The sequence below is a fragment of the Dechloromonas denitrificans genome, from assembly GCF_020510685.1.
Taxonomy (GTDB): Bacteria; Pseudomonadota; Gammaproteobacteria; order Burkholderiales; family Rhodocyclaceae; genus Azonexus; species Azonexus denitrificans_A.
Genome location: NZ_CP075185.1, coordinates 468,204 through 483,266 on the forward strand (window position 1 = coordinate 468,204; position 15,063 = coordinate 483,266).

General features: G+C 62.7%; 17 protein-coding genes. 3 read left to right on the forward strand and 14 right to left on the reverse strand.

Annotation, left to right across the window (positions count from 1 at the left end; translation table 11 throughout):
* Nucleotides 1–134: 134 nt before the first annotated feature.
* Together KI611_RS02325 and KI611_RS02330 are read left to right on the forward strand one after the other, a co-directional pair.
* Complete coding sequence (locus KI611_RS02325) at nt 135–977, forward strand: alpha/beta fold hydrolase (protein ID WP_413464013.1); 843 nt, start codon at nt 135–137, stop codon at nt 975–977.
* 41 nt (nt 978–1,018) lie between these two features.
* Complete coding sequence (locus KI611_RS02330) at nt 1,019–1,453, forward strand: cupin domain-containing protein (protein WP_226418225.1); 435 nt, start codon at nt 1,019–1,021, stop codon at nt 1,451–1,453.
* A 111-nt stretch (nt 1,454–1,564) separates the two neighbouring features.
* Here KI611_RS02330 and KI611_RS02335 read toward each other — a convergent pair whose 3' ends face one another.
* From KI611_RS02335 to KI611_RS02400, 14 genes are all read right to left on the reverse strand, one after another.
* Nucleotides 1,565–2,653 (reverse strand): DUF3616 domain-containing protein, encoded by a 1,089-nt coding sequence (locus KI611_RS02335; protein WP_226418226.1) that lies wholly within the window; start codon nt 2,651–2,653, stop codon nt 1,565–1,567.
* A 47-nt stretch (nt 2,654–2,700) separates the two neighbouring features.
* Entirely contained in the window at nt 2,701–3,543 is an 843-nt protein-coding gene (locus KI611_RS02340) for a FoF1 ATP synthase subunit gamma (protein ID WP_226418227.1), read from the reverse strand.
* A complete protein-coding gene (locus KI611_RS02345; protein WP_226418228.1) occupies nt 3,527–4,996 on the reverse strand; it encodes a F0F1 ATP synthase subunit alpha in 1,470 nt (489 codons plus the stop codon). Before KI611_RS02345 ends, KI611_RS02340 begins: the two co-directional genes overlap by 17 nt.
* Nucleotides 4,989–5,732 (reverse strand): F0F1 ATP synthase subunit delta, encoded by a 744-nt coding sequence (locus KI611_RS02350; RefSeq protein WP_226418229.1) that lies wholly within the window; start codon nt 5,730–5,732, stop codon nt 4,989–4,991. Before KI611_RS02350 ends, KI611_RS02345 begins: the two co-directional genes overlap by 8 nt.
* Nucleotides 5,733–5,741: 9 nt before the next feature.
* Nucleotides 5,742–6,008 (reverse strand): ATP synthase F0 subunit C, encoded by a 267-nt coding sequence (gene atpE / locus KI611_RS02355; protein ID WP_226418230.1) that lies wholly within the window; start codon nt 6,006–6,008, stop codon nt 5,742–5,744.
* Entirely contained in the window at nt 6,005–6,715 is a 711-nt protein-coding gene (locus KI611_RS02360) for a F0F1 ATP synthase subunit A (RefSeq protein WP_226418231.1), read from the reverse strand. The genes atpE and KI611_RS02360 overlap by 4 nt, the downstream gene beginning before the upstream one ends.
* Complete coding sequence (locus KI611_RS02365; protein ID WP_226418232.1) at nt 6,715–6,987, reverse strand: AtpZ/AtpI family protein; 273 nt, start codon at nt 6,985–6,987, stop codon at nt 6,715–6,717. Before KI611_RS02365 ends, KI611_RS02360 begins: the two co-directional genes overlap by 1 nt.
* A complete protein-coding gene (locus tag KI611_RS02370) occupies nt 6,984–7,385 on the reverse strand; it encodes a F0F1 ATP synthase subunit epsilon (protein WP_226418233.1) in 402 nt (133 codons plus the stop codon). The genes KI611_RS02365 and KI611_RS02370 overlap by 4 nt, the downstream gene beginning before the upstream one ends.
* Complete coding sequence (gene atpD / locus KI611_RS02375) at nt 7,382–8,812, reverse strand: F0F1 ATP synthase subunit beta (protein ID WP_226418234.1); 1,431 nt, start codon at nt 8,810–8,812, stop codon at nt 7,382–7,384. Before atpD ends, KI611_RS02370 begins: the two co-directional genes overlap by 4 nt.
* Nucleotides 8,813–8,939: 127 nt before the next feature.
* Nucleotides 8,940–9,995, reverse strand: coding sequence for an ACR3 family arsenite efflux transporter (gene arsB / locus KI611_RS02380; RefSeq protein ID WP_226418235.1), 1,056 nt, complete (start codon nt 9,993–9,995; stop codon nt 8,940–8,942).
* Nucleotides 9,996–10,007: 12 nt separating this feature from the next.
* The gene (arsA, locus tag KI611_RS02385; RefSeq protein WP_226418236.1) at nt 10,008–11,780 is read right to left on the reverse strand and encodes an arsenical pump-driving ATPase; all 1,773 of its coding nucleotides are present in this window, start codon (nt 11,778–11,780) and stop codon (nt 10,008–10,010) included.
* A gap of 16 nt (nt 11,781–11,796) precedes the next feature.
* Nucleotides 11,797–12,162 carry an arsenite efflux transporter metallochaperone ArsD gene (gene arsD, locus KI611_RS02390; protein WP_226418237.1) on the reverse strand — a complete coding sequence of 122 codons (366 nt, stop codon included), beginning with the start codon at nt 12,160–12,162 and terminating at the stop codon, nt 11,797–11,799.
* A gap of 49 nt (nt 12,163–12,211) precedes the next feature.
* Entirely contained in the window at nt 12,212–12,712 is a 501-nt protein-coding gene (locus KI611_RS02395; RefSeq protein WP_226418238.1) for an arsenate reductase ArsC, read from the reverse strand.
* A 24-nt stretch (nt 12,713–12,736) separates the two neighbouring features.
* Nucleotides 12,737–13,072: an ArsR/SmtB family transcription factor gene (locus KI611_RS02400; RefSeq protein WP_226418239.1), complete on the reverse strand. Its 336-nt coding sequence runs from the start codon at nt 13,070–13,072 to the stop codon at nt 12,737–12,739.
* A gap of 326 nt (nt 13,073–13,398) precedes the next feature.
* Between KI611_RS02400 and KI611_RS02405 the strand changes: the two genes are divergently transcribed.
* On the forward strand, nt 13,399–15,009 hold the full coding sequence (locus tag KI611_RS02405; protein ID WP_226418240.1) for an ABC transporter substrate-binding protein: 1,611 nt from the start codon (nt 13,399–13,401) through the stop codon (nt 15,007–15,009).
* Nucleotides 15,010–15,063: the final 54 nt, after the last annotated feature.

The window sequence follows — 15,063 nt, forward strand, 5'->3', positions numbered from 1 at the left end:
AGCACATCATGAAATCCATTCAACATCACCTGCGTTCGATTGCCGTAGCGACCCTGCTAGCCACCGCCGCAACATCTTCGATGGCCGTGCTGACAGAAGCTGTGGGACAACCGGATGCATCTACGCCTGTATCGATGCAGAAGTCTTCCAGCTATGTCACAACGAGCGACGGCGTGCAAATCTACTACAAGGACTGGGGTCCCAAAGACGCTCCGGTCGTTGTCTTCAGCCATGGCTGGCCATTGAGCTCGGATAGCTGGGAATCGCAAATGATCTTTCTAGCCGCCCATGGTTACCGGGTTGTGGCGCATGACCGCCGTGGTCATGGTCGCTCCAGTCAGCCGTGGGATGGAAATGACATGGATCATTATGCGGATGATCTGGCATCGGTAATCAAAGCGTTAGGTCTGAAAAACATAACCTTGGTTGGATTCTCGACAGGTGGCGGCGAAGTGGCTCGTTACATTGGTCGTCACGGTACAGCGGGGGTCAAGAAAGCGGTACTGGTTTCATCGGTCACGCCGTTGATGCTGAAAACAGCGACCAATCAAGGTGGACTGCCGATTGAGGTTTTTGATGGCTTCCGCAAGGCATCGTTGGACAACAGGTCGCAGCTCTACCTGGACATCGCCTCCGGACCGTTCTTTGGCTTCAACCGACCCGGTGTCAAAGCCTCTGAAGGACTGGTTCAATCCTTCTGGATGCAGGGAATGCAGGCAGGCCACAAGAACACTTACGACTCCATCGAAGCGTTTTCAGCAACCGATTTTCGTGAGGATCTGAAAAAATTCGATGTGCCGACTCTCGTCATCCACGGCGACGACGACCAGGTTGTTCCGATTGACGCCGCTGGCCGAGCTGCGGCCAAGCTGCTCAAGAACGCCAAGCTGATCGTCTATCCCGGTGCTCCTCACGGCCTGACCGACACACACAAAGACCGGCTCAACCAGGATCTCCTGGACTTCGTGAGAAACTGAAGCTCGGCGTTGGCTCCGGCTTCATCGTCACCCCCGACGACATGGTGCTGACCAGCGCCATGTCGTCAACGGCGCCAAGGAGCTACCGCCAAGTCCGGGCGCAATCGCCGTGCAGCAGTCACGACCATGTTGCGTCATTACCGGCCCCGAAGTTCGATGCCAAGGGAATTGCCCGTACCGAAACGGTGCGGGAAGAGTTTGACAGCAAAAGACAAGCCATTCAGGTCCGCGTCGATTTCGCACCAGGCGCCTCATTTCCGAAGCATTCCCATCCCGGGGTGGAAATTGCCTACGTCCTGAGCGGTGCAATCGAATACGAAATGGACGGTAAGACGATCCGCTTGCAAGCAGGCGAGTCGCTTTATATTCCGGTTGGCGCAATGCACTCGGCCAAGAATATCGGATCCGGCAGCACTTCCGAATTGGCCACGTATCTGGTGGAGAAAGACAAGCCGATCGTGGTTTTCGACAAATAAGTGGCTTGATGGCGTCGCAGCCGTGGCCGGAGCGACGCCATCCAGACCGTGCGATGACCTGATCGACCAGCGACAGGTCCGGCTGCACCTGCACCTGACATTGGCCGAAGCTCAATCATTTTCCAGAACATCACCGAACACCGTGTATTCGCCATCCTTGCGATCAGGGCCGGGGGCGTCGTAGAGCACCAGCCAGCTCGGCGTGTGCGGAGCGAGCTCAGACGGTAATTCGCAAAGGGCCTCGGCGCGATTGGTGCCTTGCCCGTGGGGCAGGGAAAGCAGCTCGGTCAGGGCCGCTTCGAAACGCACCGGTTCGCGGTTGGCCGCCAGTTGGGACTTGGCGTTCGGCCACTTGAAAACGCGGATATCGCCATCCAAGGTCATCGTCGGCCCGGCCAGGATGTAGAGGTCATTACCGGTAAATTGCAGATCGCGTATCCCGAGTCCTTCCAGTTGCAGGAAGTGCTTGCGGATCAGGCAGCCGCTGCCGTCCAGCGGCGCCAGCCGGAGTTGCTCGCCCTTGGCTTCGAGGGCGATTTCCAGCAGCGCCGACCAACCGCGCAACACCGGGCCGCGCAGTCCGAGCAGCAGGCGGTTGCCGTCCACCACCAGCCCTTCGATATCGAAACCATTGTCTTTGCCGGGAATGCCCAGGTACGGCCCGATATGCGGATCATCGGCTAAAGCCTGGGTGAGCAGGTTGGACTCGGCATCCCCTTTCAGTCGGCGCGCCCAGCGGCCATCTTTCGCCTCGCGGACCAGGCAGGGTTGGCCGTCGTCGCCGATTTCAATCGGCAAACAGGCTAGCAGGCGGCGGTTGCCGTCGAGCGTCACCTTGGCCAGCCGCTTGGCGTTTTCTGCGTCGTCCCGATCGCTCTTCGCATTCTTGCGCTTCAGGCCATGCGAGCCGACCACCCAAAGATAGCCATCCGCCACGGCCATGCCTTCCAGGTCGGCTTCCTCGTCAGCCGCGCCGGGCAAGTCCAGCAGTTCGGAGAGTGGAAAGCTCAGCCCGTCGCCGAAGCGCAGCAGTTCGCTGCCGCTCGGATCGAGGCGGCGCAGGCGGTCGATGCCACAGGCCTCGTCACCGGCAACCCACAAACATTCACCGGAAAACGCGGCGCCGGAAAGGTTGGCATGAACCAGTGCCCCCGGAGAAAACTCAAGACGAATGGCGTTTTTAAGGCATTTGCTGGGCATGTCATGGCTCTTTTCTGAAAGGGTTTCTGGTAGGGAGTTGATGCCGATCAGCCGCCGTGTTCGGCCTCGTGCAGCATGTCGGCCGAGAGCAGGATGACCTCGATTTCCTCGGTGATTTCCTCCTGGCGCTGGATGTTGTAGGTCAGCTTGAGGCGCGCGCTGTCTTCGTCGAGCCGTTGCAAGGCGCTGTCCATATGCACCTGGCGCTGGCGGTTTTCGGCCATCAGCGAGCTGTAGAGCACTTCGTTGAGCACCGCATGCAGGTAGTGCCCGGTCAGGCCGCGCAGGAAGGTTTCGGGCGGCAGATTCAGTTCAGCCGGATAAGGATAGCCGCGCTCGGGCGCCGGCAAGTCGCGCAGCGGCAACAGGCGACGTTGGCGAATGTCGCCGGTCGCCGCGCAGTGGTAAAGAGCGGAAAGCTTGAAGCCGCTCAGCCGGCGACTCAACTCATGGGTCAGATGCAGCAGGACGGCCGGCACCTCGTCGGCGACGGTGGCGCCGGGCAGCGCCAGTTCGAGGCAATCGCGCTCGCCGATCCGGCTGGCCAGTCGCCGGCCGACCACCAGCCAGCGTGGCGGGGCGCTTTTTTGCTGGCAGAGCAATTCCATCCGGCTCAACAGGGATTCGTTGAAATCGCCGCAGAAGCCCTGTTCCGAACCGATCAGGATGTACAGCTCGTTTCCCGCCTGGTCGGTGCTGGCGAATTCGCCATGGGCCGCGAGAAAATCGGCGGCAGCCGCTTCGATGCCGGCCACCATGCGCTGCTGGCTGGCCAGAAAATCGGTCAGGATGCGCACCTCCATCAGCGCCAGCCCCTTCATCGCCGACATGATGCCGGCAATGTCGGCGAGCGCCTCCAGCCGCCGGGCGATTTCACGCCGCCGGCTCATCGTCCTGCTCCTGCAGCCAGGCGGCGACGGCCGACCGCCAGGCGTCGCGGCTGGCGCTCAAGGCCGGGCTGTCGGTGGCGGCCCGGCGAAGCAGCTTGTCCAGTTTGGCGCGGGTGACAGTTCCTTCCGGTCCGTCGAACCAGCCTTCGTTGAAGGCCACCAGCCAGGCCATGTGCTGTTCGGGCGACAGTGGCGCCAGCCGATCCTGCTTGAGCAATTCACGGAGCAGCCGGCCGCGTTTGATCTTGGCTTCGACACTGGCTTCGAGGCGCGACCCGAAGCGGGTGAACACCTCCAGTTCGAGAAATTGCAGGAAATCCAGCTTCATCCGCCCGGCTTCGCTCTTGATCGCCGGCACCTGGGCCTTGCCGCCGATCCGCGAAACCGAGCGGGTGATGTCGATGGCGGGCAGGAAGCCGCGGGCGTAGAGGGCCGGATCGAGGTAAATCTGGCCGTCGGTGATCGAGATCAGATTGGTCGGAATGTAGGCGGAAATCTCGCCCTGCTCGGTTTCGACAATCGGTAGGGCGGTCATGCTGCCGCCGCCGAGGCGGGCGGCCAGGCAGGTCGAGCGTTCGAGCAGGCGGGAATGCAGGTAGAAGATATCGCCGGGATAGGCCTCCCGCCCCGGCGGCCGGCGGAGCAGCAGGGACAGTTCGCGATAGGCCCGGGCATGGGTGGTCAGGTCGTCGTAAACGATCAGCACGTCGCGCCCGGCGCCCATCCATTCTTCGGCCAGGGCGCAGCCGGCAAAGGGGGCGAGGAACTTGAGGCCGGGCGTCGTCGTGGCCTCAGCGACGACGATGCAGGAAATGTCGAGGACGCCCGCCTGGCGCAGGGTTTCGATGGTGGCGACGACGGCCGAACGCTTCTGGCTGATCAGCACATAAACGCAGAGGACATTGCGCCCCTTCTGGGCGACGATGGTGTCGAGGGCCAGCGAGCTTTTGCCGGTGCCGGCATCGCCGATGATCAGCTGGCGCTGGCCTTTGCCGATCGGAATCATCGTATCGACCATCTTGTTGCCGCTGAGCAGCGGCCGTTCGACAAAATCGCGCGCGGTGATCGGCGGCGAGGAAACCTCCAGGGCGCGCCGGCGGTTGAATTCAACCGGTCGGCCGCCATCAAGCGGATGGCCGAGCGGATCGACCACCCGCCCGAGAAAGCCGTCGCCGACCCCGATGTCCAGGCGCCGCCCGGTGAGCTGGGCCGAACTGCCGGCCGCCAAGCCTTCGCGCTGATTGAGCAGGATCGCGCCGATGCGCTTGCTGCCGAGATCGAAAACCAGGGCTTCGCTGCCATCCTCGAAGCGCAAGATCTCGTCCATCGCCGCCGAAGGCAATCCTTCGATGCGGGCGATGCCGTCGCCGATGGCGACCAGCTTGCCGACTTCGCTGATTCGCAACCGGGGCCGGTAATCGGCCAGCCAGGGGCGATCGGGGATATCACCCACGATTGGCGGCCTCCGAAAACACGCCCAGTTCACCGGCCAGACTGAAGTCGAGCTGCCAGGCCCCGAGCGTCAGCCGCGCCCCGGCCAGCAGGCTGGGATCGACGACGAAATCGAGGACCAGGGTTTTGCCCAGCCGCGTTTCAATGGCGTCCGAGAGTTGCTGGCGCTGGCCGGCGCTCAAGGCGAAAGCGCTGCTCACCATGCCCCGCCCGTCACCGTTCTGGCCGGCCCGCACGGCACCCAGATGCTCTTCCGGCAAGGCGGCCAGTTCTTCGCTGAATAGTTGCACCAGGCGTTCCTCCAGTTCCGGTCCGGCCAGTCGGGCGAGCAGCTTGCTGGCGAACTGGCGGGCTTCGGTGCTCGCCTGGGCGGCCAGTTCGCGCCTTTGCGTCGCCTGGCGGTGGGCATCCTGGGCGGCGCTGCGTTCCCGCTCGCTGGCCAGTTCCGTAGCCAATGCCGCCATCTGCCGGGTCCGTTCGCTGGCCAGTTCGGCGGCAAAATCCTGGCGCGCCTTGGCCTTCTCCTGCTCCCAGTCGGCCAGCCGGCCGGCAAACTGCTGTTGCATCGCCGCCGCCTGCGCTTCGCTCGCCCGCGCCTCGGCCAGGGTGCGCTCGATGCCGGCCCGCCGCTCGGCCAGCGTCTGCAGCACCGGCCGATAGAGAAAGCGCTTGAGGATCCAGAGCAGGGCCAGGAAATTGATGATTTCCAGCGCGAAAGTGGTCCAGTTCAGCTCCATGACCGCCGCCTACTTGAGCAGGTATTCGAGCAGCGGATTGCGGAAGAGGATGATCAGCACGATGACCAGAACGTAGATTGCCAGCGATTCGATCATCGCCAGACCGATGAACAGGGTGCGGGTGATCGATTTCTCCGCTTCCGGCTGGCGGGCCAGCGATTCGAGGGCCTGGGTGATGGCCTTGCCCATGGCAATGGCCGGGAAAATGATCCCGGCCGCGATGGCGACGGCCGCCGCCACGGTGGAAATCAGGACAAACCAGTGCATGTCGCTCATGGTGCGCTTCCTTTCTTGTCGTTGGTTTGAGGCGCTTCAGGGCTGGCCGAAGCTTCATGGGATTGCATGCCGCCGGCGATGTAGATCAGCGCCAGCATGCCGAAAATGTAAGCCTGGACCAGGGCTTCGACGATGTGCAGCATCAGCACCGGGACCGGCACCAGCAGGCCGGCGACCAGCAGTACCAGCAGGGCCGCCATTTCCAGGCTCATGATGTTGCCGAACAGGCGCATGGCCAGCGCCAGCGTGCGCGACAATTCGCCGAGCAGATGAAAGGGCAGCAGGATCGGGCTGGGCGTCAGGTAGTGCTGGAGATAGTCCTTGAGGCCGGCACTGCGGATGCCGTACCAATGCACCGAGAGGAAAACCACGAAGGCCAGCGCTGCGGTGGTCGATAGATCGGCGGTCGGCGAATGCAGTTCGGGCACCAGCCCGGTCAGGTTGGCCACGGCGACGAACAGCCAGAGGGTGCCGATGAAAGGCAGCAGCAGCTCGGACCGCCCCGGCAGGACGCCGTCGATGGCCGCGGCGATAGATTGCACGGCGCCCTCCAGCGCCGTCTGCACCAGCCCCGGCTGATCGACCGACAGGTGCCGGGTGGCCAGCCAGCTGCCGATGCCGAACACCAGCAACAGGCCCCAGGTGGTCACCACCGTGGTGGTGATCTGCAGCCAGCCAAGCGTGAAGACGACGCCGGCCGCTTCCATTACCAGTACTTCCGGATGAAGAAATAGACATTGAAGATGCCCAGCGCCAGGCCGAGGATGATCAGGTTCATCGTCCACCGCACGGTGTAGCCGTCACCCTGGCTGTCCAGCCAGCGCCCGAGATAGGCGCCGGCCAGCAGGGGCACGATGAAGAGCACCGACAGGCTGCCGAGGAAAACCGTCTGGGCGAGCAGCGAACGGCGGTTGCGTTCGGCGGTCTTCAGGCGCTCGCTATCCCGCGCCACGTCGTTGCGCCATTTCTCGTCGTTCATGCCGGCCACCGGTCCAGATTGCGCAGGCGCCGGAACAGTTCCTGTTCCAGCTGCTGCAGGTTGTCCTTGACGCTCTTCAGCGCGGCTTCTTCCTCCGCCAGCTGGCCGGCCAGCAGTGCCGAAATCCGCTGGTAATCGCCATCGCACAGATAGCGCCGGGTGCTCACCGTCAGCTGGTTGTCGGCAAAGTCGAGCACCGCCCCGGGGCAAGCCAGATAGATCCAGTCGCCACGCGCCGTGCAGAAGCGGGACAGCCCGTAGTCGAGAATGGTCATCAGGCGGGCCCGCCCCGGCTGGATGCCGAAACTGCCGCTGGCATCGCTGCCGACAAAACTGCTCACCGCGTCGATGCGTTCGCTGCGCACGGCGCTGTTCAGGTGCAGGGTGATGCCGCTCATCGCGCCCCCGCCATGCTGCCGCGCATGTAGCAGCGCTCTTCCGGCAGGTCGTCGTAGTGGCCGGCGATGAAGTCCTCGCAATCGGCCAGTGTCGTTTCCAGCGGCACCGAGGCGCCGGCGATGCCGGTGTGCTCGGCCACCACGAAAAACGGCTGGGTCAGGTAACGCTGCAGCAGACGGGCGCGCAGCACCGTCAGGCGGTCGGCTTCGGACAGCGCTTCCAGCCCCAGCATGGCGATGATGTCTTCGAGTTCGCGGTAGCGCGCCAGATGTTCGCGCACCGTCTGCGCCACCCGGTAATGGCGCTCGCCCAGCGTGATGCGATCCATCATCCGGCTGCCCGAGGCGAGCGGATCGACCGCCGGATAAATCCCCTTGGCCGCCTGCTGGCGCGACAGGATCACCGTGGTGTCGAGGTGGGCGAGGATGGCGCCGACCGCCGGGTCGGTCATGTCGTCGGCCGGCACATAGACGGCTTCGACGGCAGTGATGTTGCCGCTGCGTGTCGACGAAATGCGTTCCTGCAATTCCGCCACTTCCGAGAGCAGCGTCGGCTGGTAACCCACGGTGGCCGGCATCCGGCCGAGCAGGCCCGACAATTCGCTGCCGGCCTGGACGAAGCGGAAGGCGTTGTCCATCAGGAACAGCACTTCTTTCGCCACGTGGTCGCGCAGGTATTCGGCATAGGTCAGCGCCGACAGCCCGATGCGGAAACGGACGCCCGGCGATTCGTCCATCTGGCCGAAGACCATCAGCGTGCGCGGCATGACCCCGGCGTCCTGCATGTCGTGCCACAGCTCGTGGCCCTCGCGGATCCGCTCGCCGACCCCGGCGAAGACCGAGACGCCCTGGTGCAGGCGGACGATGGCGTTCATGAATTCCATGATCAGCACCGTCTTGCCGACCCCGGCGCCGCCGAACAGGCCGGTCTTGCCGCCGCGCACGAAGGGGCAGAGCAGGTCGATGACCTTGATGCCGGTCGGCAGGATTTCGCCCATGCCGGTCGCTTCGGAGAGTGGGGCCGGGGCGGCGACGATCGGTCGCGTTTCGGTGGCATTCAACAACGGCCCGCCATCGAGCGGCCGGCCGAAAATGTCGAGCAGGCGGCCCAGGCAATCGGGCGTCACCGGCACCTGCAACGGCCCGCCGGTGTCGAAGACCGGCATCAGCCGGCGCAGGCCGCCGGTGCGATGCAGGGCGATGGCGCGCGCCCGGGATTCGTCGAGATGGCGATGCACCTCGAAGGTGTAGCGCTCGCCATCGAGGCAGACGTAGACCGCCTGATGCAGTGGCGGCAGGCGTTCGCAAAGAATATCGATGACCGGCCCATGCACTTCCTCGATAACGCCGAGCGGCGGCGAGCCGGGGGCGGGGCAGGGCGGTCTTGTCGTTTCCGGTGGATCAGGGGCAATCAGAAGCTCAGCCATCGTTGCTCGTCCGAACTTGCTATTCCGATAAGGTATTTGACCAGCAATTGCTCAGCAAAGGCAATCGATAAGGTTAACTCCTGGAATTACTGCCAAGCCGACCAGGCGGTCATCAGGCTGGGGGCACTCATCCGGCCGCTTCACCACTGAAGAAACGTTTGCGGAACCACAACGACAGGCTGACCAGGGCGATCATCACCGGCACTTCGACCAGCGGGCCGATCACCGCGGCGAACGCGGCACCGGAGTTGATGCCATAGACGGCAATCGCCACCGCGATGGCCAGCTCGAAGTTGTTGCTGGCGGCGGTGAAGGACAGCGTCGTGCACTTCTTGTAATTGGCCCCGACCTTCCGGCTCATGTAGAACGAGAACAGGAACATCACGACGAAGTAGATCAACAGCGGGATGGCGATGCGCACGACGTCGAGCGGAATGGTGACGATCAATTGCCCCTTGAGACTGAACATCACGACGATGGTGAACAGCAGCGCGACCAGCGTGATCGGCCCGATTTTCGGGACGAAATGGGTGTGGTACCACTCTTTGCTGACGAAGCGCAGCATGATGACGCGGGTCAGGATGCCGGCGACGCAGGGAATGCCGAGATAGATGAAGACGCTTTCGGCAATCTGGCCAATCGAGATATCGACCACCATGCCGCTCAGTCCGAACAGTGGCGGCAGCACGGTGACGAAGAACCAGGCATAGACGCTGAAGAACAGCACCTGGAAGATCGAGTTGAAAGCGACCAGGCCGGCGGCGTATTCGGTCGAGCCTTTGGCAATTTCGTTCCAGACGATGACCATGGCGATACAGCGGGCCAGACCGATGAGGATCAGACCGACCATGTACTCCGGCTTGTCGGGCAGGAAGATGATGGCCAGCGCGAACATCAGGAGCGGCCCGAGTATCCAGTTCTGGACCAGCGACAGGCCGAGCACCTTCTTGTCGCTGAAGACGTCGGGCAGTTCCTCGTAACGCACCTTGGCAAAGGGCGGGTACATCATCAGGATCAGGCCGAGGGCGATCGGGATGTTGGTCGTGCCGACCTGGAAGCGGTTGATGAAAGCCTCGGTGCCCGGCACGAAATAACCGAGACCGACCCCCAGCGCCATCGCGGCGAAGATCCAGACCGTCAGGTAACGGTCGAGGAAGGATAGTTTTTTTGTGACTTCACTCATGCTTGACCTCGATCAGTCGGTTACCGGACGGCAATTGGCCAGGGCGCGCAAACGCTCAACCCCAACCGGTTCATCCTGAATCAGCGGGACAACCGCGTAACGGTTGGCGTGCGTAGCGGCGACCAGGTCGATCTGGGCCAGTTCATTGATGGCCCGTTGGCGCAGCAGCGGTGACGACGACTGCACTGCCGCCACGCTGTTATTGATGATCCAGGCCCAGGGTTCGATGCCGGCGCGGCGCAAATCCGCCTGCAGGTTGGCGGCTTCGAGCACCGGCGTCGTTTCGGCCAGCGTCGCGATCAGCACCTTGGTCTGCCTGGGATCCTGCAACTGCATCATCGGCGTCGTGTAGTGCATGTGCTTGTCGCTCATCTGACGGGCGATTTCGCGGTGATAGGCACCGGTGGCATCGAGCAGCAGCAGGGTGTGACCGGTCGGCGCCGTATCCATCACGACGAATTTCTTGCCGGCCTCGCGGATGACCCGGGAGAACGCCTGGAAGACGGCAATTTCTTCGGTGCACGGCGAACGCAGGTCTTCTTCCAGAAGTGCCCGGCCTTGCGCATCGAGCGTTGCCCCTTTGCTTGCCAGTACCTGCTGGCGATATCGCTCGGTTTCGGCATGCGGATCGATCCGGCTGACCGTCAAATGCTCAAGACTGCCGGCCAGGGTTTCCGACAAATGCGCGGCCGGATCGGAGGTGGTCAGATGAACCGGCCAGCCGCGGCTGGCCAGTTCGACGGCGACGGCGGCAGCCAGCGTGGTCTTGCCGACCCCGCCCTTGCCCATCAACATCACCAGTCCGTGACCATCGGCCGCAATACCATCGACCAGTACCGACAAACTGGGTACTTCGGGAAGTACCGTCGCGGCCGGGATATCGGAAGCGGCAATGTCGGCATCGGTGACGAGTAATTTCCGAAGCGCCGCGAGGCCGACCAGATTGAACGGCTTCAGGCCGACCTGATCGATGGACAAGGCTTTCAAGGCTTCCGGAATGTCGAGCAAGTCAGCCTGCTCGCGCTTGAAAATGGCTTTGGCCAGGAGATCGCCGCCGACGGCTGCCTCGGGCAGAACACCATTGATCACCAGATATTGTTGCTTGAGGCCAATGCCCGCCAATTCCTCATGCGTTCGAGCGACCTCGCGCAGCGTTGCCGCCTGGGCCCGGGCAACCAGGATCAGCCGGGTCCGCACCGGATCGGCCAAAGCCTCGACTGCCGACTTGTATTGGGTACGTTGTTTTTCCAGCCCGGCCAGCGGCCCCAGGCAGGAGGCATCGCCTTTGCCTTCATCGAGAAAGCCCGTCCATGCGCCGGGCAGTTGCAGCAGGCGGATGGTGTGCCCGGTCGGCGCGGTATCGAAAATGATGTGATCGTAGCCGGCCACCAGGGCCGAGTCGGTCAGCAGCGCGGTGAACTCGTCGAAGGCGGCAATTTCCGTGGTGCACGCACCGGACAACTGCTCCTCGATTCCTTTGACCACGGCTTCCGGCAACACCCCGCGCACCGGAACGACAATCCGGTCCCGGTAGGCCTGGGCCGCTGCTTGTGGGTCGATCTCCAGCGCGAACAAACCGGGAATAGCGTCTATCGCGACAATGCGGTTACCTATTTCTACGCCAAATACCTGGCCGACATTCGAGGCCGGATCGGTGCTGACCAGCAACACGCGCCGTCCGGCAGCGGCCAGTTGGATCGCGCTGGCGCAGGCAATCGAGGTTTTACCGACGCCACCCTTGCCGGTAAAAAACAGGTAACGCGGCGGCAGTTCGAGGAATTTCATGGTGACCTTTAAATGCTTAGCAGCACTTGGAGCCGCTGCAACAGCTTTTTGCCGGTTGTTCCGGTTCAGTCGCAGCAACTTCAATTTTTGCCCAGCGGGCCAACTCGCTACGGTTCGGATAACGACCTGCCAGGGCAAACTCGCCACCGACCAGAATCAGCGGCAATGCCTCATGTCCCGAGCGTTCGAGAAAGCCTTTGACGACTGCATTCTCGGCAAAGGCCATGGGCTGCTGAGCGAGGTTGAAGCGTTCGATTTGCGCTCCCTGCTGCTTTGCCCAATCGACATCGGCCGAAAAGCTGACCAATTGCTGATCGACATCGACGCCACAGACACCGGTGCTGCAGCACAAGGCGGGGTCGAAAATCTGGATGGTCGGCATGGCGGGTTCCTTTGAAAATTTCAACGTGGATTTGAGAAAGGGCGAGGATTCAAGCCGCTGCTTCTTCGTGGATTCGTTTGGCCGCAGCCTTGATTTCGGCTGCATTCATGGTTTCAAGCGGCAGGGCGAGCAGCGCACGGACCCGTCGTTCGAGCTGTTGATACGCCGCCTCGAAGGCTTCGACGCGGGCGGCCAGCGGTTCGACATGGGCGGGGTCGGGAATCCCCCAGTGCGCCGTGGTCGGGTGGCCGATCCACACCGGGCAGGTCTCCCCGGCGGCCCCGGCACAAACCGTGATGATGTAGTCGATGGCCGGCGCCCCCGGCGCGGCAAACTCGTCCCACGATTTGCTGCGCGCTTCAGGCAGCGGAATGCCATGCCTGATCAGGGTTTCCAGGGCGACCGGATGGACTTTTCCCGACGGCTGGCTACCCGCCGAGTAAGCGCGGATCCGCCCTTGGCCGAAATGGTTGAACAAGGCTTCGCCGAGGATGGAGCGAGCGGAATTGCCGGTACACAGGACCAGGATGTTGCAGATCGGTTGAGACATGGCGGTGGTCGATATCCGGGTTGTTTAGCAAGTCTTGGCGGGATCGCAGGGAACAACATCGATGCCGCAGGGCGTCCCGCCGCAGCAATGTTCCGTCAGGTAGGCGAGCAGTTCGTTCATCGCCGGATAGTTGGCCGAGTAGTAGACAAAGCGACCCGACTGGTTGGCGCTGACCAGGCCGGCAATGGCCAATTCCTTCAAATGAAATGACAGGCGACCGTTTGCCTCGGTGCCCAGACGTTCAGCAATAACCCCGACGGCAAGCCCTTCGGCTCCCGCCTGAACGAGCAAGCGGAAGATCTGCAGACGGGTTTCCTGGGCCAGCGCACCGAGCGCGGCAACGGCTTCTTTGATGATCATATTTCCATAGTAATAGAAATGTTTAAATCATTCAACGGCAGGCGACTGGTGCCGAGTTCTCCTTGCGCCCGGGCCGGCCGCGCTCAGCGAATTTTCGCCGCCCCAGCTTGGGTGCGTTGCCCGGCCGGATGCCCTGTGGCGGTGCATCTTGCATGCAATGTCTGGTGCGGAATCTGGTGCGATTTCACATTGTGAACGCCGGCGAATTGAACAATTTCCAAGTTAACGCCGGCTGAACAGACGCTTAGGAAATACATTCCAAAAAGGGCAGCAATTGGCACATTGCATGCAATCACTGAAGTGCTTTCCCCACTTTGGAGATGTTCATGAAGCCCAATTGCAAGAAGCTTTCTCGCTGGCTGGCGGTAGTCCCGCTGAGCCTCGCGCTGCACGGTGTTTTGCATGCAGAAACCGTCGCCCGCTACGGCATTTCGATGGCCGACATCCCGCTGACCACCGGTCAGCCGGATCGCGGCGCCGGTGCCTACCAGTTCACCGGCCACACCCTGTACGACCCGCTGGTCGCCTGGGAGGCCAACGTCGGCAATCGTCCGGGCAAACTGGTGCCGGGCCTGGCCAGCGAGTGGAAGGTCGATGCCAAGGACAACAAGAAGTGGGTCTTCACGCTGCGCAAGGGCGTCAAGTTCCACGACGGTTCCGAGTTCAATGCCGACGCCGTGGTCTGGAACCTGGACAAGGTGCTGGCCGACAAGTCGCCGCAGTTCGACGCCAAGCAGAGCGCCCAGGTGCGCCCGCGCATTCCGTCGATCGCCTCCTATCGCAAGGTCGGCGACTACGCGGTGGAAATCACCACCAAGGATGTCGACGCGCTGTTCCCCTACCAGTTGCCATGGTTCCTGATCTCCAGCCCGACGCAGTGGGAAAAGATGGGCAAGGACTGGAACAAGGTCGCCAGCAAGCCGTCCGGCACCGGTCCCTTCAAGCTCGACAAGCTGGTGCCGCGTGAGCGGGCCGACCTGGTCAAGAACACCGCCTACTGGGACAAGAGCCGCATGGCGAAGACGGATCGCATCGTGCTGGTGCCGATCCCCGATGCGATGACCCGGGCCAACGCGCTGTTGAACGGTCAGGTCGATATCATCGAAACGCCGCCGCCCGATGTGCTGCCGCAATTGAAGGGCGCCGGCTTCAAGCTGGTGCAGAACGTCACGCCGCACGTCTGGCCGTATCACTTCTCGACCCAGCCCGGCTCGCCGTGGACCGACATCCGGGTGCGCAAGGCCGCCAATCTGGCGATCGACCGCAATTCGGTGGTCAGCCTGATGAGCGGTCTGGCGACGCCGGCCAAGGGCCAGCTCGACCAGACCAGCCCGTGGTTCGGCAAGCCGAGCTTCAAGATCGGCTACGACCTGGCCGCCGCCCGTGCGCTGATGGCCCAGGCCGGCTACAGCCAGGCCAAGCCGTTGAAGGCCAAGGTGATCATCGCCCAGGGTGGTACCGGTCAGATGCTGTCGCTGCCGATGAACGAGTTCATCCAGCAGAGCCTGGCCGAAGTCGGCATCCAGGTGACTTTCGAAGTCGTCGAGCTGGAGAACCTCTACCTGCACTGGCGTAGTGGCGCCAAGGCCGACATGAACGCCGGCAAGGGCATCACCGCGATCAACCTCGGCTACGTCACCGCCGATCCGTTCTATGCGCTGACCCGCTTTGCCGACAGCCGTTACGTCGCGCCGAACGGGGTGAACTGGGGCGGCTACAACAACCCGAAGGTCGATGCCGCGATCGACAAGATCAAGACGACTTTCGATACCAAGACGCAGGACGGCCTGCTCGCCTTCGTCCATCAATCGATGGTCGACGACGCGCTGATGCTGTGGGTGGTGCATGACGTCAATCCGCATGCGATGTCGCCCAAGGTCAAGGAGTTCGTCCAGGCCCAGCACTGGTTCCAGGACCTCACCACCATCCGCATGTGATCCACCGGGCCGGGGCTTGCCCCGGCCATTCACCGGCCTTGGCCGGATCGAAGA

Coding starts and splice junctions, on each gene's coding strand:
- KI611_RS02405 (WP_226418240.1), top strand. CDS start 13,399: ATGAAGCCCAATTGCAAGAAGCTTTCTCGCTGGCTGGCGGTAGTCCCG.
- KI611_RS02365 (WP_226418232.1), bottom strand. CDS start 6,987: ATGAACGACGAGAAATGGCGCAACGACGTGGCGCGGGATAGCGAGCGC.
- KI611_RS02330 (WP_226418225.1), top strand. CDS start 1,019: ATGGTGCTGACCAGCGCCATGTCGTCAACGGCGCCAAGGAGCTACCGC.
- KI611_RS02325 (WP_413464013.1), top strand. CDS start 135: ATGCAGAAGTCTTCCAGCTATGTCACAACGAGCGACGGCGTGCAAATC.
- KI611_RS02335 (WP_226418226.1), bottom strand. CDS start 2,653: ATGCCCAGCAAATGCCTTAAAAACGCCATTCGTCTTGAGTTTTCTCCG.
- KI611_RS02370 (WP_226418233.1), bottom strand. CDS start 7,385: ATGAGCGGCATCACCCTGCACCTGAACAGCGCCGTGCGCAGCGAACGC.
- atpD (WP_226418234.1), bottom strand. CDS start 8,812: ATGGCTGAGCTTCTGATTGCCCCTGATCCACCGGAAACGACAAGACCG.
- KI611_RS02400 (WP_226418239.1), bottom strand. CDS start 13,072: ATGATCATCAAAGAAGCCGTTGCCGCGCTCGGTGCGCTGGCCCAGGAA.
- KI611_RS02395 (WP_226418238.1), bottom strand. CDS start 12,712: ATGTCTCAACCGATCTGCAACATCCTGGTCCTGTGTACCGGCAATTCC.
- arsB (WP_226418235.1), bottom strand. CDS start 9,995: ATGAGTGAAGTCACAAAAAAACTATCCTTCCTCGACCGTTACCTGACG.
- arsA (WP_226418236.1), bottom strand. CDS start 11,780: ATGAAATTCCTCGAACTGCCGCCGCGTTACCTGTTTTTTACCGGCAAG.
- KI611_RS02340 (WP_226418227.1), bottom strand. CDS start 3,543: ATGAGCCGGCGGCGTGAAATCGCCCGGCGGCTGGAGGCGCTCGCCGAC.
- arsD (WP_226418237.1), bottom strand. CDS start 12,162: ATGCCGACCATCCAGATTTTCGACCCCGCCTTGTGCTGCAGCACCGGT.
- atpE (WP_226418230.1), bottom strand. CDS start 6,008: ATGAGCGACATGCACTGGTTTGTCCTGATTTCCACCGTGGCGGCGGCC.
- KI611_RS02360 (WP_226418231.1), bottom strand. CDS start 6,715: ATGGAAGCGGCCGGCGTCGTCTTCACGCTTGGCTGGCTGCAGATCACC.
- KI611_RS02350 (WP_226418229.1), bottom strand. CDS start 5,732: ATGGAGCTGAACTGGACCACTTTCGCGCTGGAAATCATCAATTTCCTG.